14 protein-coding genes are annotated in these 21,764 nt (G+C 60.6%); 12 read left to right on the top strand and 2 right to left on the bottom strand.

Annotated features, from left to right (window positions below; translation table 11 throughout):
- Window positions 1-95: 95 nt before the first annotated feature.
- The gene (locus EDE08_RS32730; RefSeq protein ID WP_165936304.1) at window positions 96-587 is read right to left on the bottom strand and encodes an OsmC family protein; all 492 of its coding nucleotides are present in this window, start codon (window positions 585-587) and stop codon (window positions 96-98) included.
- 620 nt (window positions 588-1,207) lie between these two features.
- Between EDE08_RS32730 and EDE08_RS32725 the strand changes: the two genes are divergently transcribed.
- The 3 genes from EDE08_RS32725 (at window position 1,208) to EDE08_RS32715 (ending at window position 12,470) form a co-directional block, all read left to right on the top strand.
- The gene (locus EDE08_RS32725; protein ID WP_131873577.1) at window positions 1,208-2,392 is read left to right on the top strand and encodes an efflux RND transporter periplasmic adaptor subunit; all 1,185 of its coding nucleotides are present in this window, start codon (window positions 1,208-1,210) and stop codon (window positions 2,390-2,392) included.
- Window positions 2,389-5,562 (top strand): efflux RND transporter permease subunit, encoded by a 3,174-nt coding sequence (locus EDE08_RS32720; protein ID WP_131873458.1) that lies wholly within the window; start codon window positions 2,389-2,391, stop codon window positions 5,560-5,562. The genes EDE08_RS32725 and EDE08_RS32720 overlap by 4 nt, the downstream gene beginning before the upstream one ends.
- Window positions 5,563-6,596: 1,034 nt before the next feature.
- Complete coding sequence (locus EDE08_RS32715) at window positions 6,597-12,470, top strand: AAA family ATPase (protein WP_131873460.1); 5,874 nt, start codon at window positions 6,597-6,599, stop codon at window positions 12,468-12,470.
- On the opposite strand, the gene EDE08_RS32710 is transcribed toward EDE08_RS32715, so the two are convergent.
- Window positions 12,465-12,857, bottom strand: coding sequence for a response regulator transcription factor (locus EDE08_RS32710; RefSeq protein WP_131873462.1), 393 nt, complete (start codon window positions 12,855-12,857; stop codon window positions 12,465-12,467). The genes EDE08_RS32715 and EDE08_RS32710 overlap by 6 nt on opposite strands.
- A 223-nt stretch (window positions 12,858-13,080) precedes the next feature.
- Between EDE08_RS32710 and EDE08_RS32705 the strand changes: the two genes are divergently transcribed.
- The 9 genes from EDE08_RS32705 to EDE08_RS32660 all read left to right on the top strand — a co-directional run bounded on the left by EDE08_RS32705 (window position 13,081) and on the right by EDE08_RS32660 (window position 21,636).
- Entirely contained in the window at window positions 13,081-13,716 is a 636-nt protein-coding gene (locus EDE08_RS32705) for a response regulator transcription factor (protein ID WP_131873464.1), read from the top strand.
- A gap of 836 nt (window positions 13,717-14,552) precedes the next feature.
- Window positions 14,553-14,954 carry an SPW repeat domain-containing protein gene (locus EDE08_RS32695; RefSeq protein ID WP_131873466.1) on the top strand — a complete coding sequence of 134 codons (402 nt, stop codon included), beginning with the start codon at window positions 14,553-14,555 and terminating at the stop codon, window positions 14,952-14,954.
- 341 nt (window positions 14,955-15,295) lie between these two features.
- A complete protein-coding gene (locus tag EDE08_RS32690) occupies window positions 15,296-16,135 on the top strand; it encodes a hypothetical protein (protein ID WP_245524950.1) in 840 nt (279 codons plus the stop codon).
- Window positions 16,136-16,485: 350 nt separating this feature from the next.
- On the top strand, window positions 16,486-16,785 hold the full coding sequence (locus EDE08_RS32685) for a BufA1 family periplasmic bufferin-type metallophore (protein ID WP_085400258.1): 300 nt from the start codon (window positions 16,486-16,488) through the stop codon (window positions 16,783-16,785).
- A 45-nt stretch (window positions 16,786-16,830) separates the two neighbouring features.
- On the top strand, window positions 16,831-17,742 hold the full coding sequence (bufB, locus tag EDE08_RS32680) for an MNIO family bufferin maturase (RefSeq protein WP_131873467.1): 912 nt from the start codon (window positions 16,831-16,833) through the stop codon (window positions 17,740-17,742).
- Window positions 17,729-18,523, top strand: a complete 795-nt coding sequence (locus EDE08_RS32675; RefSeq protein ID WP_131873469.1) for an HvfC/BufC N-terminal domain-containing protein — start codon at window positions 17,729-17,731, stop codon at window positions 18,521-18,523. The genes bufB and EDE08_RS32675 overlap by 14 nt, the downstream gene beginning before the upstream one ends.
- Window positions 18,510-19,040, top strand: a complete 531-nt coding sequence (locus EDE08_RS32670; protein ID WP_502700658.1) for a DoxX family protein — start codon at window positions 18,510-18,512, stop codon at window positions 19,038-19,040. Before EDE08_RS32675 ends, EDE08_RS32670 begins: the two co-directional genes overlap by 14 nt.
- A gap of 279 nt (window positions 19,041-19,319) precedes the next feature.
- Window positions 19,320-20,915, top strand: a complete 1,596-nt coding sequence (locus tag EDE08_RS32665) for a GMC family oxidoreductase (RefSeq protein ID WP_131873471.1) — start codon at window positions 19,320-19,322, stop codon at window positions 20,913-20,915.
- Between the two features lie 205 nt (window positions 20,916-21,120).
- Window positions 21,121-21,636 carry a Dps family protein gene (locus EDE08_RS32660; protein ID WP_131873473.1) on the top strand — a complete coding sequence of 172 codons (516 nt, stop codon included), beginning with the start codon at window positions 21,121-21,123 and terminating at the stop codon, window positions 21,634-21,636.
- The last annotated feature ends 128 nt before the right edge of the window (window positions 21,637-21,764 follow it).

Genomic DNA, 21,764 nt, shown 5'->3' with positions numbered 1-21,764 from the left:
CCCCGCGGGGGCGTCGCGGGTTCGCCGAACTGGAGGCCCTGCAGGTATGATAGGCTGTGATACCCTGGTGCAGTGATCGACGGCACGAGAGACGCTCAATCCGGAGTGATATTCGGGATAGTGAGTAGCGCCAGATCATCCTCGTAAATGGCCTTAGGGCTTTCGTTGTGGCCGGAAGTTGTAACGTCCAGGTGGGTGGTAATATCCGCGCTAATGCCGAGAATTTGGCCTACGGGACAGAGGTTTGCGGCTTCCAGCAAGAATGCGCGCTGCTGCGCGTCGAGTTCTCCTTCCAGCACGAGGGTGCGCTCGAACGAATCTCTTTCGCCCTGGGCGCCGTGGTGGAAGCTGACGCCGACCTCCAGCCGCTCCAGCGGTAGTTTCCGGCGCCGAGCCTGAAAACGAACGCTCATAGCGGTGCATGCGGCAAGAGACACGCTGAGAAGGTCGTAAGGATTGGGTCCAGGAGAAATGTGGCCGACGCCATCTGGGCCGCCGACAGGAAACCGAGATTCGCCGATATGGCCAACCAGCGCGCCATGATTGGTGGGGTCGCTTGCGACGACAACTTCGCGGATCTTGGTCATGATTAGGTCCCGATCGTTCGAATGACTGATCCACCGGATTCGACGAGTGTGTACGCCAGCGGCAGCGCCAAATAACTCTTGGCGTTCGTGCGAGATTCCGGCGCTGCGTCTGCTCCGGCCAGTGCGTTCAGCAAGTAAATCCGGCGACCATTCAGGTAAAGCTATCATGTCCATAACCGCCAGGAATATTCCGCGAAGTCAGCGTCGAAGTCCTCGTACGCGCTTCGCTTGGAGCTCTCTACGCACCTCCGCGACGGCATCGATGCCGGGGACTGAACGCGGCCCGGAAGCCTCTGCCGAGTAAAAAACGTCGTGGCTTCGAGTGCCATTCGGCCTGTGGTATTCCTCGCTACGGCATCACGCTCGCGCAGCGAGCGGCAATAGCGGCCGTTTATCGACTCCATGGCGAGAGGTGATTTCCGTCGCCGGGGTTGCAAGGTCACTCTCCAAAGCATGGTCGAGCCGAAACTTGCGGTTTCGCTATCGGCACGCGGAACACCAAGAGAAGATTGAGAGTGGATCGATATGCAAAGCAACGATGTAATCGAAATTCTCGCGCCATGGGCACGCTGACACTGCAATCCGGCGAGACTTTAGCGGTAGCGGACCATCCGGCTCCGATGCGCAGTTCGTACCATCGCTTTCGATGCCGCGGCGCGCCGATCGGTCTGCTGTTCGCGCTGTCGCTCGCCGGCTGCGACGTGAACGCGCAATCGCAGGCGCCCGCGCCACCGTCGGTGACAGTCGCGCAACCGGTGAAACGAACGGTCACCGACTGGGATGAATTCACCGGCCGCTTCGAGGCGATCGAGGAGGTTCAGGTCCGCGCTCGCGTCGGCGGCTTTATCAACAGCGTCGAGTTCAAGGATGGTGCGATCGTCCATGCAGGCGATCTGCTTTACACTGTTGACCCGCGACCGTTCGATGCGGTGGCGCTGCAGGCGGAGGGGCAACTTGCAGATGCGCGCGCCAAGGCGGAGCTTGCCAAGCGCGAACTCGACCGTGGGTTGACTCTGGTTCAGACCAGTGCTGTTTCTGAACAAGTCGTCGATCAGCGCCGTCAGGCCTTGCAGGCGGCTCATGCCGCCGAAACGCAAGCCGAGGGTACGCTGAAGGCCGCGCAGCTCAACGTCGAATTTACGCACGTACTGGCTCCGATCACCGGCCGCGTGAGCCGCCATCTGGTGACCCCAGGCAATTTGGTGCAGGGCAGCGAGAGCAGCGCGACGCTGCTGACCTCGATCGTGTCAATCGATCCGATCTACATCTATTTCGACGTGGACGAGGCTACCTATCAGCGCAACAGCAAGCTGTGGTTCGAAGGCAAGCGACCGAGCTCGCGCGATACGTCAAACCCGGTGCAGGTGACGCTGACCGGCGAGACAAAGCCATCGCATGATGGGAAGATGGACTTTCTCGACAATCGACTGGACATCTCGACCGCTACGCTGCGAAGCCGCGCGATCGTCCCAAACAAGGATCTCTCGATCCTGCCGGGGCAGTTTGGCCGCGTCAGGATCATCGGCTCGTCGCCCTACGAGGCGCTGCTGATCCCGGACGCCGCTATTGCAACCGACCAGTCCCGCAAGTTCGTGTTCGTGGTCAGGGCGGACAACACGGTAGAGGCAAGGCCGGTGGTGCTCGGGCCGCTCGATGAAGGGCTGCGTGTGATTCGCGAGGGCCTCAAGCCGGAGGATCACGTCATCGTCGACGGGCTGCAGCGTGCCCGCGTCGGAGCCAAGGTGGCACCGAAAATGGCGCAGGCGCCGGCAGGTGACAAGGCTCCGGCGAGTGTCAAGCCATGAATCTCGGAAAGCTTTCCATCAACCGACCCATCTTAGCCATGGTCCTGTCGATCGTGCTTGTGATCGTCGGCACGATCGCCTACCAGACTTTGCCGGTGTCGGAATATCCGCAGGCGGTGCCGCCGACCGTCACGGTGACCACACAATATCCGGGCGCCTCGGCGCAGACCGTGTCCGACACCGTTGCAGCTCCAATCGAGCAGGAGATCAACGGCGTCGAGGACATGCTGTATCTCTACAGCCAAGCGACCTCGAACGGCCAGCTCACTATTACGGTCACCTTCAAGCTCGGCACCGATCTCGACAAGGCCCAGGTGCTGGTGCAGAATCGCGTCGCGATCGCGCAACCGCGGCTGCCAGATGAGGTGCAACGCAACGGCGTCGTCACGCGCAAGAATTCACCTGATATATTGATGGCCGTCTTCGTGCTGTCGCCCGACGAGAGTTTCGACCAGCTCTACATCTCCAATTACACGCTGCTGCAGGTACGCGACCAGCTGCTGCGGCTCGACGGCGTCGGTGACATCCAGATGTTCGGCGCGCGCGACTACTCGATGCGGTTGTGGCTCAATCCCGACAGGATCGCCAATCTCGGCCTGACCTCGACCGAGGTACTGGCGGCGATCCGCGCGCAAAACCTGCAGATCACCGGCGGACAGATCGCGGAGCCGCCGATCGCCGATCGCGCATTTCAACCGAACCTCACCTTCACAGGACGCCTCAAAGATATCAGGCAATTCGAGGACATCGTGGTGAAGGCCGGTTCCGACGGCCGTACCGTACGTCTGCGCGACGTCGCCCGCGTCGAACTCGGTGCGCTGTCCTATGCGACCAGCAGCCGCATATTGCGCAAGTCGGCCGTTGCAATGGTGGTGACGCAACGGCCCGGATCGAATGCGCTCGCCACAGCGAAGGCGATCTCCACCACCATGGCGAAGCTGAAGGAGAGTTTTCCGAAGGGGCTCGACTACAATATCGGTTACAACCCCACCGAATTCATCGCCCAGTCAGTCCACGAGCTGATCAAGTCGGTCTACGAGGCGATGGCGCTCGTCGTCATTGTGGTGCTGGTATTCCTGCAGGGCTGGCGGCCTGCGATGATCCCGATCATCGCGATCCCCGTGTCGCTGGTAGGGACCTTCGCCGTGATGGCGGCGCTCGGATTCTCTATCAACAATCTGACGCTGTTCGGCCTCGTGCTCGCGGTCGGCATCGTGGTCGACGACGCCATCGTGGTGGTCGAGAACGTCGAGCGACATCTCCAGCACGGCATGAGCCGGCGCGAGGCGGCGCTCAAGACCATGGAGGAGGTTGGCGGCGCGCTGGTCTCGATCGCGCTGGTACTCTGCGCGGTGTTCGTGCCGACCGCTTTCCTCGGTGGCATTTCCGGACAGTTCTTCCAGCAGTTCGCTGTCACTATCGCAGTCGCGACCGCGATCTCCTGCTTCTGCTCGCTGACGCTGTCACCAGCGCTGGCCTCGCAGATCCTGGTCCCGCATGAGGAGAAGCGGTCGGCGGCGCGTTGGAACGTAGTCGCGCGCGGCTGGTCAGTTTTCACTGGTGTCTTCAACCGTGTGTTCGACTGGCTGTCGAATGGCTATGCGGCTGCGGCATCCTTCGTAATCTGGCATTCGACGCCAATGCTGTTGCTCTATGTCGCATTGATCGGCAGCGCCGGCTGGCTGCTCGAGACTACCTCGCAGGGCTTCATACCGGCGCAGGATCGCGGTTACCTCATAATCTCGGTGCAGTTGCCGGGTGCCGCGTCGCTCGCGCGAACCGCTGCGGTGGTGCGCGAGATCGAGCGGGTTGCGCTGGATACGCCGGGTATCGTCCGTGTCGGAGCGTTCAGCGGCTTTTCCGGCGCGACGCGCACGCAGGCCGGCAACGCCGCGGCGTTATTCCCGGTGTTCGACGCGCCTGAGGCGCGGTTCAAGAAAGGCCTTACCGCTAATGCCATCACGGCCGAGCTGCGCAAACGGCTGTTAGCGATTCAAGGCGCCTTCATCATCGTCATTCCGCCGCCGGCCGTGCCCGGCATCGGCACCGGCGGCGGCTTTGCCATCCGCATCCAGGATCGACAAGGACGCGGTCCCGAATTGCTCGCAGCCGCGACCAACGAGCTCGTCGCCGCCGCGCGGAAGTCGCCAGATCTGACCTCTGTTTTCTCGCCGTTCACGGCGAACACGCCGCAGATGTTCGTCGATATCGACCATATCAAGGCGCAGAAGCTCGGCGTCCCCATTGCTAACATTACCGATACGATCGAGACTTACTTCGGCTCGACGTATGTCAACGACTTCAACCTGTTCGGACGTACCTATCACGTCACTGCCCAGGCAGATCTTCCATTCCGCAAGGAGACTTCCGATCTCGCGCGGCTGCGTACCCGCAATGCGGCCGGCGACATGGTGATGCTCGGTAGCGTCGTGGACTTCAAGGACGTCTCGGGGCCCGATCGTGTCGCGCGCTACAATCTATACTCGGCGTCCGAGGTGCAGGGTGAGCCGGCAGCCGGCGTTAGCTCGACGACCGCGCTCAATGCCATGAAACAACTGGCCGACGAAATGTTGCCGAGTGGCTTTTCCTTGGAATGGACCGATCTGTCTTATCAGCAGGTGACGGGTGGCAATGCCGGCCTCTACGTGTTTCCGATCTGTGTGCTGTTCGTCTATCTGGTGCTGGCGGCGCAATATGGCAGCTGGACCCTGCCGTTCGCGGTGATCCTAATCGTGCCGATGTGTCTGTTGGCCGCCACCATCGGTGTGCGGATCATGGGACAGGATGTCAATATCCTAACCCAGATCGGTTTCGTGGTGCTGGTGGGGTTGGCGGCAAAGAATGCTATCCTGATCGTCGAGTTCGCTCGCGACATCGAGATCGAGGGCAGGCCGCGGCTGGAGGCTGTTATTGAGGCCTGTCGGTTGCGGCTGCGGCCGATCCTGATGACGTCCTTTGCGTTCATCCTCGGGGTGCTGCCGCTGGTGGTGTCGACCGGCTCGGGCTCGGAAATGCGCCAGGCGGTCGGCGTTGCCGTGTTCTTCGGCATGCTCGGCGTCACGCTGTTCGGCCTGATCTTCACGCCGATCTTCTACGTGGTGGTGCGCAACCTCGCGGAAGGCAAGAACGAGGGCAAGCCGCCCCGGACAGCCGCAGCCGCGGCGGAGTGAGTCGCGCTGACTGCGATGCGCGATCAAGACGGGACACCCGCGCGACCACTCGAAACGGCAGATCGAGAACGCCGACGATTGCGCCTCGCGCGGGGCGGCAGAGATGACGTCTATTGTCCATGTTCCTCGCCGCCGCGACGTTCGCGTCGGCCAGGCTGATCACTGTTTCGGATGCCGGCGGGTATCGCAGCGGTTGCGGTCAAGCCGCCCACCAGCGGAAGGTTATTTATCGTCAATTGGACCGCCACGCGTTGCGCCAGACGCCCAGGTGCAGAGGGGACAGACGTTGGCAAGCCCAACGTAGCTACCGCCGGGCCGCTGCCCCGGCGCTACTCGTTGGGCTCTCGTATTTCACTCGTAGTAGCAGCGGATCGAACAATCCCGTGCGGATTCGGTGAAGCCTTCTTGGCTCGATGTTGGTAGTTGTCGGCGCGAGCCTTAAGCTGAGTCGCAATCAGTTGGTCCGTCATGGCTTGGCAGAGCGAAGCACGGTCTGCGCTTTTCTCAAATACTCTGTGCCTCGTTGTGAGATTAGGAACGTGATGGCGCCCTCGCGCGATTTTCCGGCGACTGGTCGAAGAGTGAGCCGGAACCAGCCGATCTAACTGTGGTCACCCTAGCGGCGCGCCGTGAAGCGATCGACGCACCTCCTGGCCTGCGATCGTTCAACGAAACGCCGACTTCGGTCGATATCGAGGACGATTGGTCGCAGATTGAGTTCAGGTCGGTTGAAAGGAAAGCCATCTCTCGCCATGGAGTTGATAGCCGACCGTTATCGGAACGGCCGGACGTGCCCGGAGTTCTGCGCCGAGAGAGCGGCGCTAACTCCACGAGGATTTCGATCGAGCAGAGCTCTCGGCTCCTTGAAGTTCCCGGCAATAAGCTTGGCCGTGAGGAGGAGAATCCGCATCAACCGTGTCCGGCAAGACCGAGGGACGGCTGGCATTTCTCAGGCGATGGAGTACGATTTCACGTCGGAGAGGCCGCGCGTGTCGAAGAGCTTCAGGCCAATGCCGGACGCCGGAGTCTGACAGATGATGCAGCAGTCGCTGAACGTCGCCTACCCGGACGGTAGTTCTGAGGTGTTGTGGGAGGACGGCGAGCGCGTGTTCAGCCGTGGTTGGCGACTGGACGATAATGGCAACCGGCTTGCCGTGCTGCTTGTTGCCCCTGCCGCCGGCCACCCGTCTCGGTCAAGACTCAATCGCCTCACGCACGAATACGAGCTGAAAGATGAGCTCGACGGGGCATGGGCGGCTCGGCCGCTGGCCCTCATGCGCGACGCTGGTCGGACCATACTGGTGCTCGATGATCCGGGCGGCGAGCCGCTCGATCGTTTGCTCGGTGGGCCCATGGAGGTAGGGCGCTTCTTGCGCCTTGCTATCGCTGTTACCTCAGCTCTGGGCAAGGTTCATCAGCGCGGGCTCATCCATAAAGACATCAAGCCAGCTAATATTGTGGTGGACTGCGCGGATGGACACGTGCGGCTCACCGGGTTTGGTATCGCCTCGCGCCTGTCCCGCGAGCGGCAGGCGCCCGAGCCGGCCGAGGCCATCGCCGGTACGCTTGCCTACATGGCACCCGAACAAACCGGGCGGATGAACCGCTCGGTCGACGCCCGCAGCGATCTCTACTCCCTCGGTGTCACGCTGTACCAAATGCTCACGGCCGTTCTGCCCTTCACAGCGGCCGACCCGATGGAATGGGTGCACTGCCATATTGCAAGACCACCGACGCCGCCCGGCGAGCGGTTAGAAAATCTCCCAGGGTCCGTATCTGCGATCATTATGAAGCTGCTCGCCAAGAGTGCTGAGGAGCGTTACCAGACGGCTGCAGGCGCCGAGAGCGATCTACGGCGTTGCCTTGTTGAATGGGAAACCCGAGGCGATATCGACGAATTTCCGCCCGGGGAACACGACACTCCGGACCAGCTGCTGATCCCCGAGAAATTGTACGGTCGGACAACCGAGATTGATACCCTACTTGCCTCTTTCGACCGTATCGTCGCCCGCGGCAGGCCGGAGTTGGTGCTGGTTTCCGGATACGCCGGCATCGGCAAGTCTGCGGTCGTCAACGAGCTCCATAAGCGACTTGTTCCGCACCGCGGTCTTTTTGCATCAGGCAAATTTGACCAGTACAAACGCGACATCCCCTACGCCACCCTTGCGCAGGCCTTTCAGAGCCTGATCCGCCCGCTTTTGAGCAAGACCGAAGCGGAACTGCGGCAATGGCAGGAGGCGCTGCTTGAGGCGCTCGAACCGAACGGTCGGCTCATTGTTGATCTCGTCCCGGAATTGAAGCACATCATCGGCGAACGGCCGCCGGTCCCCGAACTGCCGCCACGGGATGCGCAGGGCCGCTTTCAGCTAGTGTTCCGGCGATTTATCAGCGTATTCGCGCGGCCGGAACATCCGCTCGTCCTATTCCTCGACGATCTCCAATGGCTCGATGCAGCAACGCTCGATTTGCTCGAGGATCTGTTGACCCGGCCGGATGTGCAGAACCTGTTGTTGATTGGCGCTTACCGCGACAATGAAGTCGACCCCATCCATCCGCTGACGCGCAAGCTCGAAGCGATGCGCCTAGCTGGAGCGACACTGCAGGACATCATACTGTCACCCCTGACCTGTGAAAGCTTGGGACAATTAGTAGCGGATACTGTTCACGGCGAACCAGAGAGAAGCGCGCCGCTGGCACAGCTGATCCACGAGAAGACAACCGGCAATCCGCTTTTCGCCATTCAGTTCATTTCTGCGCTCGCGGACGAAGCGTTGCTTACTTTCGATTATGGCGAGGGGCGATGGTGCTGGGACCTGAATCGCATTCACGCCAAAGGTTACACCGACAATGTGGTGGACCTTATGGTGGGAAAGCTGAACCGCCTGTCCGCCGCAACCCGGAACGCATTGCAGAAGCTCGCCTGCCTGGGAAATGTCGCGGGGTTCTCCATGTTGCGGATCGTTTACCAGGGCTCCGAGGAGGAGATGCATGGCCAGCTTTGGGAGGCGGTGCGAGCAGGGCTGATCTTTCGTTCGGAGGATTGCTACAAGTTTCTCCACGACCATGTCCAGGAAGCCGCCTACTCCTTGATCCCAGAGGAATCGCGTGCCGAAGCCCATCTCCGAATCGGGATGCTACTCGCAGCGAAGACCCCTCCAGAGAAGCTGGAAGAGGCGATCTTCGAAATCGTCAATCAGCTCAACCGCGGCTCGCATCTCATCACATCAATTGAGGAGCTTGAGCGGGTTGTTGAGTTGAATTTAGTAGCAGGTAGACGCGCCAAGACCTCGACAGCCTATGCCGCGGCGCTGAACTATCTGCTCTCCGGCGCGGCGCTGCTTCCAGCGGACTCTTGGGACCGCCGGCACGACCTGATCTTTGAGTTGGAGATACACCGGGCCGAATGTGAGTTCCTTATTGGCGCACTGGCGGAAGCCGAGCAGCGCCTGGCGGTGGTGTCGTCTCGTGCCGCCACGACGATCGAACGAGCCCGCGTCACGTGCCTGCAGCTGGATCTTTACACGACCCTCGATCAGGGCAGTCGCGCGATCGCAGTAGGTCTCGACTACCTCCGCCACCTTGGCATCGACTGGTCGCCGCACCCGACGGAAGACGAGGCTCGGCGCGAGTATGAGCGGATTTGGTCCCAGCTGGGCTCCCGCACGATAGAAAGCCTCATTGATCTGCCATTGATGGGCAATGTCGCATCGCTTGCGACCCTCGATGTCCTGACGAAGCTCGGGCCGCCTGCCCACTACACGGATGCGAAATTACGTTCGATGGTCATCTGTCGAGCAGTCAATCTCAGCCTTGAAAGCGGCAATTGTGACGGCTCGTGCTATGCCTATGCAGTGCTTGGCAGGCTTGCTGGACCGGAATTCGGCGATTACCAGGCGGGACTTCGATTCGGCCGTCTCGGCTATGAACTGGTCGAACAGCGCGGGCTAAAGCGCTTCCAGGCCAGGACCTATTTGAACTTTGGATATCTACTCATCTTCTGGACGAGCCAAGTCCGGGAGGGTCGTGATCTGCTGCGGCGCGCGTTTGAAACGGCAAACCAGATCGGTGACCTCACTTTTGCGGCGTACTACCACACCCACATCAACACGTATCTTCTCGCGGCGGGCGATCCGCTCGACAACGTGCAAGTCGAGGTCGAGCATGGTCTCGCGTTCGCGCGGGATATACAGTTCGGTTTTGCGAGTGACTCCATCGCCGGCCAGCTTGGGCTGATCCGGACACTCCGCGGCTTGACGCCGATTTTCGGTTGCTTTGACGACGAAGACCTGCTGGAGTCCCGCTTCTGCAGGAATCCGGATCTGAAGTTGGCCGCGGGCTCGTATTGGACCCGCAAGCTGCAGGCACGCTTCTTTGCCGGCGACTATGCGGGCGCCCTCGAGGCCTCATTGAGGGCGCAACAGCTGCAGCCGACATCGGCGTCGTTTTTCGAATGTGCGGAATACCACTTTTACAGTGCGCTCTCCAGAGCAGCATCCTGCGAGTCTGCGGCGGCCGGTCGCTGGCGGGAGCATCTCACGGCACTTGTCGCGCACCACCGACAGCTCGAGGTCTGGGCGACGGCTTGCCCGGACAACTTCGAAAATCGTACCGTACTCATCGCCGCGGAGATCGCCCGGATCGAAGGCCGCACGCTCGATGCCGAACATCTTTACGAGCACGCTATCCACTCGGCACACACGCACGGCTTTGTCCACAACGAGGCGATCGCCAACGAAGTCGCCGCTCGCTTTTATGCCACACGCGGGTTCAAGAAGATCGCGCATGCCTATCTGCGGGACGCGCGGTGCGCATACATCCGTTGGGGAGCCGACGGCAAAGTACGCCAGCTCGACGAATTGTATCCGCATCTCAGCGAGGAAACGCCGGGTGCCGGCCCCACAAGCACGATCGGGGCATCGGTCGAACAACTGGATCTAGCTACTGTTGTCAAAGTCTCGCAAGCCGTGTCGGGCGAGATCGTTCTGGAGAAACTGGTCGACGCGCTGATGCGCACAGCGATTGAGCACGCGGGGGCCGGGCGAGGTCTGTTGATCCTTGCGGTCGATGATGGGTATCGGATTGAGGCGGAAGTCACGACCAGCAACAATATGGTGACCGTCGGTCAGCGACGAGCAAGTGTAACCGCCGCAGATCTGCCGGAGTCCATCCTAAACTACGTGATCCGGACGAAAGAGAGCATTCTGCTCCACGATGCCGCAGCCGCGAACCCGTTTTCTGTCGATAAGTACATTCATCGGCATCATCCCCGTTCAATTCTCTGTCTGCCGTTGCTCAAACCGGGCAGACTGGCCGGTGTGCTCTACCTCGAAAACAACCTGGCCGCCCACGTTTTCACGCCTGACCGCGTCACAGTGTTGAAGGTGCTTGCGTCGCAGGCCGCAATCTCGCTCGAAAACTCGCGGCTTTATGACGATCTCGCGGATCGTGAAGCGAAGATTAGGCGTTTGGTCGACGCCAACATCATTGGGATCCTCATTGCCGACCGCGAAGGACGGATCATCGAAGCTAATGACGCGTTTCTACGCATCGTGGGGTATGACCGTGAGGACCTGGTCTGGGGTCAACTGCACCGGACTGGGCTGACCCCGCCGGAGTGGCGCGAGATCGACAAACGTGCCTGGGAAGAACTGAACTCGACTGGAAGGCTTCAGCCCTTCGAGCAAGACTATGTTCGGAAGGACGGCAGCCGTGTGCCTGTGCTTATTGGCGCCGCGCTGTTCAAGGAAGGAGGTGACCAGGGCCTCGCGTTCGTGCTCGATCTGACCGAGCGCAAACGCGTCGAGGAAGCGCTTAGCCAAGCACAGAGACTCAGCCGCACTGGCAATTGGATCTACAACGCGACGATGATGCGTTACCTCTATTGGTCGGACGAGAGTTACAGGATCTGGGGGTTTGATCCGCTGCAGGGACTTCCAAGTCGACAAGGTATGTGGGAACGCATTCACCCAGAGGACCGCGACAGAGTGTGGCGAGCGGTTCAGGAGGCCGTGGACCAGAAAAGAGATCTCATGGCCGAGTTCAGACTCCTGCTACCTGATGGAACAATCAAATGGGTGGAAGGAACTAGCTATCATGTGTTTTCCCCCGGGGGCACGCTGGCTGAGGTTATCACCACAACCGTCGACGTGACGGAACGAAGACGGGCACAGGACGAGCATGAAAAGCTGCGCCAGCTCGAGTTGGATTTCACCCATATGAACCGGGTGAGCATGATGGGAGAATTGGCCGCCTCGCTTTCTCATGAAATTCTGCATCCGATCGCGACCGCTCGTAACAATGCCCGTGCAGGGATGCGCTTTTTGGAAATGAACCCGCCAAATCTGGATGAGACCAAAGAAGCGCTCGCTTGCGTTGTCAGGGACACGGACCGAGCAAAGGATATCGTCGGACGAATGCGCGCTCACATCAAGAAAGCGCCTCTGCGAAAAGAGCGTTTTGATCTCAATTCGGCTATCAACGAAGTAATTTTACTGGCGCACAGCGTGATCCGCAGGAATGGCGTTTCGGTCCAAACTCGGCTTGCAGATGGACTGCTTCCGGCTATGGGGGATTGCGTTCAATTGCAACAGGTCCTGCTGAACTTGATTCTGAACGCGGCTGAAGCAATGGGCTCGGCTGAGAAGGGGCCGAGAGAATTACTGATCAGCGCCGAGGAGGATCAGACGGGCGTCCTCGTAGCGGTACGCGATTCAGGACCGGGCATTAATACGGAGCATCTCGATCGAGTCTTCGATGCCTTCTACACCACGAAGTCCGGCGGAACGGGGATGGGGCTGTCGATATGTCGCTCCATCATCGAAGCCCATGGGGGCAAGCTGTGGGCGGAAGCGAACGAGCCTCGCGGCGCCGCATTTCAGTTTAACCTGCCAGCGGACAACGACTCATGAATTGCCTCGAATCGGCGTACCCGCCTGGAGAGCCGAACGTAGGCATCGTTCGAGATAGTCGTCGTCCACTGGCTTGCTAAGGTAGTAAACAACCCCGTCCTTTAGAGCTTGCTCCCTGACGACCTCATCGGGGTAGGCGGTAACGAGGATCGTCGGGATCACGTACCCTATATCGACCAAATGCCGGTGCAATTCAATTCCGGTCATCCCGGGCATGTTAACGTCGGTGACCAAGCAAGCGGTTTCAGGCAAGGCGCGCGATGCCAAGAAATCGGCCGCTGACGGAAACGCTTCGACTGTGTAGCCCAGCAACATTATGACTTTTTGCATCGACTCACGATAGGGCTGATCATCGTCGACGATAGATATCAATGTAGGGTTCGACATCGCGGGTTCTAGCGGCCTCCGCCGACCGGGCGGGGCAACACCTCGCGCGGCATGCGACTTACTGTCGTGGACATTCCCCAATAGCGCAATGTCAACGTTCCTAAGCGATGGCTTAGGTCTTCGGCTATCCGCTTAGGCAATAGATATTGTTCACCTCAACAGATTCGGCGTAGAATGACACCGGACATAGGGAAGATGTGCTTCCCAACGCAGGACACCGAGAATGGGCGAGACAAATCCCAGTGTCTTGGTTATCGATGACGATCCGGAGTTTCGCGACTCGGTCGTGCGTCTGTTGCGTACAGTCGGCTTACCTGCCCGACAATTCTCGTCTGTTTCCGAGTTTCTAGAGGCCGATCCGCCGTGCGGTCCTACATGCCTGGTGCTCGACGTGAGAATGCCTGGGAGAAGCGGTCTTGAGCTCCAGCGCGACCTTATCGGCGCAAGCCGGCAAGTACCGATCATCTTCATCACAGCCCACGCCGACGTGCCGATGACCGTGCAAGCGATGAAGGGCGGCGCGATAGAGTTCCTTACAAAGCCATTCCGTGATCAGGATCTGCTCGACGCCATCGAGGCCGGCCTCGCTCGGGATCGTGCCCGCCGCGAGAGTGATAGCGCCTTGGCTGCGCTCAAGGCGCGTTTCGACACGCTCAGCTCCCGCGAGCGTGAAGTCATGCTTGGTGTCGTGGCCGGTCGTCTGAACAAACAGGTTGCCAACGATATAGGCATCACCGAATCCACGGTGAAGGTGCATCGCGTGAATCTGATGCGGAAGATGAAGGCAAGTTCGCTTCCCGAACTTAGCCGAATGGCGGACCGCCTCAATATAAGACCGCAGTCGCCGCAGAACTTCTGAGCCCGAAGGCGTGCCCTCGGAATTTCTGTGCGGGAGTGCCGTCTATTCCCAAATCGCGTCTATCGGATTTTGCTGCGCGGCGTGATATTCGCGCCCGAGCACATGCCGCACCTTTCGACGCTCAAGACCATTCCGCTCGAAGGCTCCTCGGTTTAGCGCGAGGTGCGGCTCCTGGTTGTGTAAGGTCGCCGCCGCTCCCCGGCACTGGACGCTTTCGTCAAGCGGCGCGTATTCGCGACTGGTCGGTCGTCGTTCGGACGGCGTGAAATGGTGGATGTGTCCAGTATCCGAGTAGCGGATGGGGCGGATGCCTTGACTGCGGCTACTTCGAAAAGCCACCTCAATATACGGCGCATGAAGGGAACAATGCTGTCGTTCTCGCGCGACATCGAGAGCGCAATAGAGAAATACCTGGAATATGTCAGGAACGCCCGGCTCGATAGAAGCAAGCCGATCGAAGACAACGAGCAAGCGAGGTAGAGGTCGCGAGCGACCTGTCCGAAGCGCGACACCGCTCGCTCGCACTCCGACAAGATCGAGAAGCTCTTGGCGACGGACTTCGGCCGAAGAGCAAGGTCGAGGAAGGTGCGGCGGTAAAGCGAGGTGGATCCCAAGCCCTGACCTCGACAGCCGGACACTGACGAACCGCGCTTGGACTGGAAACGATAACGACCGGTCATTTCTGATGGTTGGCGTGGTGTCGTACCTTACTGTTCATCTTGGCTGACCCGTGACGGAATGCCTGCCAGCATAGGACCGCAATCGTCGTCCTGGGTGGATGCACTCTCCGCGTCGCAAGGACCCTGCTTGAGCAATCAATCACAGAGGAAACACCGATGTCGTTCCGCTTCATCGCCAAGTCTATCCACGCCTACCTGATCGATTATCCCGTCGCGATCCTCTTGTTCGCAGCGCCGTTCCTGCTTAAGCTCGGCCAGAGCGAACCCGTCGCAATGTGGCTTTCGGTTGTCGTCGGTGTGGCCGCGCTGCTCTTGGCCGCCCTAACCGACCATCCCATCGGGCTCGTCCGCGTTATTCCCTACTGGTTGCATCTTTGGGTCGATCGCGCCGTTGGGGTGGTGTTCGTCATTGCACCGTTTGCCTTCAAATTCGCTGGGCTCGACGCCTGGTATTACTGGGTCCTCGCTGCCGTTGTCCTGCTCACGACGTCAGTCTTGAACGCGCCTGAAGAGCCGACACCGACGCGTTTGGAAATGGGCAGGCGCGCAGCGGGTTGAAAGCGGCGACCGCCGCCGACGCGATTCCTGCCGAGGGGGATATTTGGAGGCTTGAGCCGGGATTATTCCCGATAGCGCCAATGGTGGAGGGCTTGCACGATGCAAGCCCTTCGGGTGGTGCGGCCGAATCGCGCGGTTGATAATTAAGGAGTTTAAGATGGCCGCGTTTGCTCAGGGATCGAAGCGCCACGATCGGACTGCGCTTCGACTATTTGGCGCCGGCTCCCGCGGCCGCGGCCATTTGCTACCCCTTTCTACTCCGGGCCTTTCACGCCGTGGTCGGCACCCAAGCCGCAACACCTTCGCCTCTCGCAATTGTCGCCGCGACCTTGATCTTGGTCGTGGCGTTTTTTTTCGTGCCGTTTCTCGCGCTCGCGCTCGCTGGCCGACCCGACGCCGATCCAGGGGCGCGGCGGCTCGCTTATGCCGCTGTGGCGACCCCAACGCTCTTCGTCCTTCTTGGCGTCGTTCAGGACCTGATTCATAGCCCTCTCCCCGACGAACTCGTGTGGAGCGTGCTTTGGTTCGTGATCGCGATTTGGTCACAGACCGCCGGCCATCCCGCGGCTACAATGCGGCCGACTTTGGGGCGCTGGCGTATTGTCCACGGAATGACAGCGGCGCTCTTGTTCCTGTTCGTGACGTTCCATCTGGCCAATCACTTGTTTGGTTTGATCGGCCCCGACGCGCAAGCGGCCGTCATGCAGATTGGCCGGGTTGTCTACCGCTCTGGCGTAGCTGAACCGCTGTTGGTGGCTGCCATGCTTTTCCAGATCGGCACCGGGCTGTTTCTGGCATGGCGTTGGAGTGCCGCCCCGCAAGGCTTCCATCGAACATTTCAGGTCGCCTCGGGAGCCTACCTCTCACTTTACATCCTCGGGCACATGAACTCGGTTTTCATCTACGCTCGGAGCTTTCTAGGTATACCGACCGATTGGAATTTCGCGATTGGAGCCCCGACCGGGCTCATTCATGACGCATGGAATATCCGCCTATTGACTCATTACGCGCTCGGCGTGTTTTTTGTCCTAAGCCACCTTGCGTCGGGATTGCGGGTGGTTCTGATCGCGCATGGCGTCAATCGATGCGCCGCAAATCGTCTTTGGGGCGCGGGCGTCGCAACAAGCGCCGTTATCTCGGCCGCGATCATCGCGGGTATGTGCGGGGTTCGAATCAGATAGGCGACGGCGACGGCCTGCGGGGCATGCGGCCCGCAAGGACGAACGTGGCCACCACCACGGCGGCAAACGGTTTAGAAGCGTTCACTCCGCAACTCCTTTCGTCATGCCCGCCGACGCAGTTCGCGCTCGGCCTGCGCTTCTCGGCGGCATCTGGAGCGAGGCACGTGAAGGTTCGCTGATCGCAATTCGTCTCAGACGATTGAAGACAATAAAGCATCGGTTTCGAGGTGCGATGCGAATGGCCGAGCGGCAATAACGATTGTCTATCGACTCTATGGCGAGAGGTGATTTCCGTCGCCGGCGGTGTAAGGCCACTCTTCGGGCGCGACTAACCCCCCGTGGAGAGACTAATGAAGACGATGATCAGTTCACTCGTGCTCGCCGGCGCCGTGTCGACTGCGCTTGCGACCGTTGCCGCCGCCGCTCCCCTGAGCAAGGCAGAAGCCGATGCAGCGATCGCCGCCAAGAAGGAGAAGTGCTTTGGCGTTGCGCTGAAAGGTCAAAACGATTGCGCCGCAGGTCCCGGAACGACGTGCCAGGGCACTTCGACCGTCGACTTCCAGAGCAACGCGTGGAAGTACGTGCGGGGTGGCACCTGCACCAACATTCAGGTGCCGAACGGCAAGACTGGCTCGCTTAAGCCGGTCTAGACTGCGTAGCCGGGCGACGAGTAATCAGGAAAGCGGAGAGACGGCATGAACGCGGCGATCGCCCCAACCGCGGCGCACGACATGCCTCTTCGCTTTCCCGCGTTTTCGGTTGACGGGCTTGCCGGGACCAGCTTCAAGCATGAGCATTTTGCCGCGATCCTTGCGGAAGGAGTACGCAGCGGCTTCTTCGAGGTTCACGCCGAGAATTACATGGGGGCCGGCGGTCCGCCGCATCGCGCGCTTGAGGCTATGCGCCGCGACCATCCCATATCGCTGCATGGCGTCTGCATGTCGATCGGCGGCCCGCAGGCGCTCGACAAGGCGCATCTTGCGCGCTTCCGCCATCTCGTCGAGCGCTACGAGCCCGTCCTAGTCTCGGAACACCTCGCCTGGTCGACACACGAGACCACGTTCTATAACGACCTGCTGCCCTTGCCCTATACGCCAGCGACGCTCGTGCGGGTCTGCGATCATATCGACGAGATACAGGAGGCGATCCGCCGGCCACTGCTGCTGGAAAACCCATCGAGTTATGTTGTCTTTCGCCAGACGACCATGAGCGAACCAGACTTCATCCGTGCTGTCTCGCGCCGCACCGGGTGTGGTCTTCTGCTCGACATGAACAACGTGTTCGTGTCCGCCACCAATCAGGGCTTCGCCGCCCGCGACTATCTCGCCAACTTCCCGCTGTCGGCCGTCGGAGAGATTCATCTCGCCGGTCATGCCGAGCAGACCGATGACGAGGGCGCCCCACTCCTGATCGACAGCCATGACGGGCCGGTCGCCGACGCCGTATGGAAGTTGTACGAGACCGTCATCGCGCGTTGCGGCCCAATTCCGACGCTGATCGAATGGGACAGCAAGATTCCGGATTGGCCGGAGCTGAGGGCGGAAGCGGCGGCGGCGCAAGCAATCCTCGACAGCTATCAGCGAGACGTCCGTCATGCGGTCTCTTGAACAGGTATCGTTATCCTATGCCGCGGCCTTTTCATCGACGTTGATGAATCCTCTGCGCCCGGCGCCCGCGATTGTCAGTGGTCCCGCAGGGAAGGGCGGGGTCAAGCGCTACAACGTCTATCGCAACAACGTGACGGTCAGCTTGATTGATGCGCTGTCTGCAATCTTCCCCGCGGTCCAGCGGATCATGGGAGTCGAGTCCTTCCGCGCCATGGCGCGCCAACATGTTCGTGCCACGCCGCCGACCTCGCCGCTGCTGCTTGACTATGGCCGCAACTTTCCGGCCCTGATCGAAAGTTACGAGTACGCACAGGCGATGCCGTGGCTCGCCGACGTCGCGCGGATCGAGCGCGCTTGGCTTGACGCCTATCACGCCGCGGACGCTGAGCCGCTCGCGCCTGACGCGCTCGCGGCGATCCCGCCCGAGCAGCTGGGGGAAGCGGTGTTCGTCTCGCACCCGGCCACGCGGATCATGCGCTCGTCCTTCTCGGCGGTCACAATTTTTGCCGCCAATCGCGGCGAGGGCGCCTCAGGTCAGATTGATGCAAGCGCACCCGAAGATGCGCTGATCACGCGCCCCGGTGCCGACATTGTGGTCCGGCATCTGCCCGACGCTGCCGCTGCGTTCCTGACGAGCCTGACGGCCGGACGCCCGCTTGGCGAGGCTGCTGCATCGGCACTGCGATCTTTCCCGTGTTTCGACCTTGCCGCCAACATTGCCGGCCTGATCCAGGCGGGCGCTTTCGTTGCAGTTGCTCTGGAGAAACATGATGGGCCTTGATCAGCATATTGGCGCAGCGTTCCTCCGGCTCGGTCTCCGCGTCGACAAGGCCGAGTGCCGGGTTCAGGCGATCGCGCCGCCGTCTTTGGTGCAGTTCGTGATGCGCGTGGCGCTGGCGGTGCCGTTTTGGAAGTCCGGCATACTGAAATGGGCTGGTGTTTTCAAGCTTAGTGACGCCGCGGTGACGTTGTTCACTGACGAGTTCATGTTGCATTTGCCGGGCGGCCCTTATCATTTTCCGGTGCCGACGGTGATGGCGTTCCTTTCCGGCTGCGGCGAGGTCATGCTTCCGGTGCTGCTGGTGCTCGGCTTCGGCACCCGCTTCGCCGCACTCGGGCTGTTGTTCATGACATTGATTGTGGAGCTCACCGTGCCCGACGGCTGGCCAATCCATCTTACCTGGGCTGCAATGGCGTTCGGTATCATGGCATGGGGACCAGGACGGGTCTCCGTCGATCATTGGCTGGAAGGGATCAGCGAAGCAATGGTCCTGGGGGACGGGTGGAGACTTCGTTGATCGCCATCTCGTCTCAGGCCATTGAATACTATAAGGCGTCGGTTTCGCGGTGCGGTGCGGCTGGTGGCGTTCCTTGCTGCGGCATCGTCCGGCGTGGCGAGCGACAATAACGATCGTCTATCGACTCGATGGCGAGAGGTGATTTCCCTCGCAGGCACTGCAAGCTCACTCTGCAAAAGCAAGGTCAAATCAGTCTCTGGATCGGGCGACGCGATAGCGAGGCGGCCGGCTAGGGGCGTTGATTGAACGATAAGAATGGTACCAAAGAGAAAGACGCTGATGTCCCGGGAGAGTTACGACATTGTCATTGTTGGCGCGGGCGCGGCCGGCTGCGTCGTTGCGAGTTATCTCGCCGAACACACCGATGCGTCGATCGCGATGATCGAAGCGGGCGACATGGATCGCGATCCGTTCATCCACATTCCCGCCGGCTTCGCCAATATACTGGTCCACGACCGTCATGTCTGGAAATACGAGACCGTTCCCCAGCACGGCATCAAGCGAGCATATCGCTCAGGCAAGGTGCTCGGCGGCGGCTCCTCGATCAACGCGATGTGCTACGTGCGTGGTCAGATACGCGACTTCGCCGCATGGCAGGACGCGGTCGGCGACACCGGTCAATGGTCGTATGAAGACCTGCTCCCCGTCTTCATGGCGCAGGAACGCAACGACACCTTCCACGACGAATATCACGGCATCAACGGTGGTCTTGCGGTCCAGCTGCCTAAGGGCATCAACGAGTTGAACCAATATTGCCTCAAGGCCTTCCAGGAATATGGGGTCCCGTACAATCCCGACTATAACGGCGAGAGCCAGATCGGCGTCTCGCCGGTGCAGTCAACGGTCGGAGATTCGCGCCGTTGCAGCGCGGTCGACGCTTATCTGCGTCCGCACCTCGCCTCGGGCCGCGTCACTCTTCTTACCGGGAAGACCGTCGTGCGGATTCCTATCGAAAACAAGCGGGCTGTGGGCGTCGAGCTAAAGGACAACAGGCTTGAGAGGATCATGGCCGGCCAGGTCGTCCTGTCGGCGGGGGCCGTTCATAGCCCGAAAATCCTCATGCATTCGGGCATTGGGCCAGCGGATCAGTTGCGCCAGCACGGCATCGCGGCGATCGTCGATTCTCCGGAGGTAGGCGAAAATCTCCACGACCACCCGATGATACCGGTCCGTGCCTATGTGAGAGGTGATCTCGGCTATCAGGCGGCAGCGCACGGACTCGGCACCGTTAAGGCGGGCTTGCGTTATCTCGTCACCAAGGATGGCCCGGCGTCGGGCAACGGCATCGAGACGGTTACACACTGGAATCCGTCGGACTTCGCCGCCGAACCCACGATCCAATGCTATCATGCCCCTATCATCTTGAACGAGCAACTCGGCCCAGCGGGCGACCGCTCGGGCGTCACCTTCGAACTCGTGGTGCTTCAGCCCAAGAGTCGTGGCTGGGTACGGCTGGCCGATAGCGACCCGACGTCGATGCCCCTCATCAACCCGAACTTCGTCGGCGAGGAGGAAGACTTAAGGGCCGCGGTGGAATCCGTGCGCGCGATCCGCGAGGTTATGGCCCAGGAGTCGTTGGCGTCGGCGATCGAGGAAGAGATGGAACCCGGTCCGCATATCCAGTCGGACGCGGAGATCGGCGCATGGGTGAAGCGAGTCGTGACGACGATGTGGCACCCGGTCGGCACGTGCCGGATGGGTCAGGATGGACGAGCGGTGGTTGACGCAAGGCTCAGGGTCCGTGGGGTCGACGGCCTGCGCGTGATCGATGCCTCGATCATGCCGAATATCACCAGCGGCAATACCAACGCTCCGACCCAGGCGCTTGCGCGCCACGCTGCGACGATGCTGGCCGAGGATCTGAAGCGGACCTAGGGAGTTCGGGCGCGAGCCGGCGATAGCGATGGCCGCGGCCTCCCGGCCGTGCGCGCCGGGGGGGCGCGGGAGGTATCTGTGCCTTGTCTGAAAGATGGGTGGGCGGAGTGTTCGTGATCGTGACCCACTGCCACTCGCGGAACAGTTTCGTTCAGAGCCATCCTCCAGCGAAAAGCAAGGCTGCATCAACCAGGAAGGGATCAAAATGAGTCTGGAAGACGCGAGAAAGCGCCGCGAGGCACCACTCAACACGCCGAGCAATCTCGGCTCCAATGCCACCAAGGATATTTCCGCCGCTCTCACGGCGCTTCTGGCAGACGTGTTCGCGCTTTACGTCAAGACCAAGAACTTCCATTGGCACATGTCAGGCCCACATTTCCGGGATTATCACCTCCTTCTCGACGAGCAGGCTGAGCAGATCTTCGCGATGACGGACGAAATCGCCGAAAGAGCCCGCAAGATCGGCGGCACAACGATCCGCTCGATCGGCCACATCGCCAGGGTGAAGCATATCGGGGACAATGATGCGGATTTCGTCACGCCCGAAGACATGCTCGCCGAGCTGAAGGAAGACAATCGGGCGCTCACCCAGCGCATGCGGCAGACCCACAATGTCTGCGACGAGCACGGCGATGTCGCCACGGCCAGCCTGATCGAAAACTGGATCGACGAGGCGGAACGTCGCACATGGTTTCTGTTCGAGACGACCAGGAGAGCTTAACCTCGAGGGCACGCCAACTCGCGAATCTCGGCTGACCGCCTGCGTTCAAATCAAGCCATCCACTGTCCACTGGCCCGATTCATCCTCCGTATTGAGGCGCATGTTCACGTTCCAGCGGTTCGGACTAC

It is taken from the genome of Bradyrhizobium sp. R2.2-H, assembly GCF_004346455.1.
GTDB classification, from domain to species: domain Bacteria; phylum Pseudomonadota; class Alphaproteobacteria; order Rhizobiales; family Xanthobacteraceae; genus Bradyrhizobium; species Bradyrhizobium diversitatis.
This window is presented reverse-complemented; position numbering and strand designations above follow the sequence as displayed.

What these genes read in the sequence shown, in the direction of transcription:
- EDE08_RS32665 (WP_131873471.1), top strand. Translation starts at nt 19,320, where the DNA reads ATGTCCCGGGAGAGTTACGACATTGTCATTGTTGGCGCGGGCGCGGCC.
- EDE08_RS32670 (WP_502700658.1), top strand. Translation starts at nt 18,510, where the DNA reads ATGATGGGCCTTGATCAGCATATTGGCGCAGCGTTCCTCCGGCTCGGT.
- EDE08_RS32730 (WP_165936304.1), bottom strand. Translation starts at nt 587, where the DNA reads ATGACCAAGATCCGCGAAGTTGTCGTCGCAAGCGACCCCACCAATCAT.
- bufB (WP_131873467.1), top strand. Translation starts at nt 16,831, where the DNA reads ATGAACGCGGCGATCGCCCCAACCGCGGCGCACGACATGCCTCTTCGC.
- EDE08_RS32685 (WP_085400258.1), top strand. Translation starts at nt 16,486, where the DNA reads ATGAAGACGATGATCAGTTCACTCGTGCTCGCCGGCGCCGTGTCGACT.
- EDE08_RS32675 (WP_131873469.1), top strand. Translation starts at nt 17,729, where the DNA reads ATGCGGTCTCTTGAACAGGTATCGTTATCCTATGCCGCGGCCTTTTCA.
- EDE08_RS32715 (WP_131873460.1), top strand. Translation starts at nt 6,597, where the DNA reads ATGATGCAGCAGTCGCTGAACGTCGCCTACCCGGACGGTAGTTCTGAG.
- EDE08_RS32695 (WP_131873466.1), top strand. Translation starts at nt 14,553, where the DNA reads ATGTCGTTCCGCTTCATCGCCAAGTCTATCCACGCCTACCTGATCGAT.
- EDE08_RS32725 (WP_131873577.1), top strand. Translation starts at nt 1,208, where the DNA reads ATGCGCAGTTCGTACCATCGCTTTCGATGCCGCGGCGCGCCGATCGGT.
- EDE08_RS32660 (WP_131873473.1), top strand. Translation starts at nt 21,121, where the DNA reads ATGAGTCTGGAAGACGCGAGAAAGCGCCGCGAGGCACCACTCAACACG.
- EDE08_RS32710 (WP_131873462.1), bottom strand. Translation starts at nt 12,857, where the DNA reads ATGTCGAACCCTACATTGATATCTATCGTCGACGATGATCAGCCCTAT.
- EDE08_RS32705 (WP_131873464.1), top strand. Translation starts at nt 13,081, where the DNA reads ATGGGCGAGACAAATCCCAGTGTCTTGGTTATCGATGACGATCCGGAG.
- EDE08_RS32720 (WP_131873458.1), top strand. Translation starts at nt 2,389, where the DNA reads ATGAATCTCGGAAAGCTTTCCATCAACCGACCCATCTTAGCCATGGTC.